Here is a 695-nt window from a genome sequence, read left to right as displayed (position 1 = left end):
CGCCATAAGCACCTGGTTCCTCGTAGAAAAAAGGCCGTAGCCCCGACCAACGAGCCAATCGGCAAACGAGAAAATGTAACTCGCCACCGGCCCCTCTGGCGGCCGTGACAGCGCAAATTGATCATTACTGCGATACTTCATTGTTTGCTCCCTTCCCAAGCTGAATTGCTGGAAGGGCTACGAACTATCTCTACACGCTATCTATAAATCCTTGATATCTTTGATCGAAATCTAGTTACCCGACATAGTCCGGCAGGGTAGATAGTGGCGACTATGTCGATCCAGACATAGGCGGCACACGACCGCCGTGCACCGGGTGATTGCCTGGTATCGCTCCGGTCAAGACGTGCAAAGGTTGCTCCCACAACTCGCAACCTACCTTGGCCATATCGATATACGTTCAACCCAGCGCTATTTGCACTTGACGCCGTATCTCCTCGATGCAGCCAGCCAGCGCTTTGCGCAATATGCAATGGGGGCCGGCCATGAAGGATGAGAGCCTTATTGGTCCGTGGGTTCGTCGTTTCCTGTTGGAGCACCTGGTCGTCGAACGCAATCTTTCCCGCAACACCCAAGCCAGCTACCGCGACACGCTTACACTGCTGCTGCCGTTTGCAAGCAAGCAGGGAGGTTGCGCCATCGATCGTATGACGGTGGAAGAGCTGACGCCGGCAATCGTCCGCAAATTCCTGGAC

Annotated in this window: 1 protein-coding gene; it reads left to right on the top strand. The window is 54.7% G+C overall.

Features of this window, described 5'->3' with window-relative positions; all coding sequences use genetic code 11:
• Positions 1–485: 485 nt before the first annotated feature.
• Positions 486–695: site-specific integrase (locus CEV33_RS02250; RefSeq protein WP_167388102.1), on the top strand; the 210-nt coding region annotated here is incomplete at its 3' end.

Source organism: Brucella grignonensis, assembly GCF_002252505.1.
Taxonomy (GTDB): domain Bacteria; phylum Pseudomonadota; class Alphaproteobacteria; order Rhizobiales; family Rhizobiaceae; genus Brucella; species Brucella grignonensis.
The sequence above is the reverse complement of the archived record's forward strand: the minus strand, read 5'-3'. Positions and strand labels throughout refer to the sequence as shown.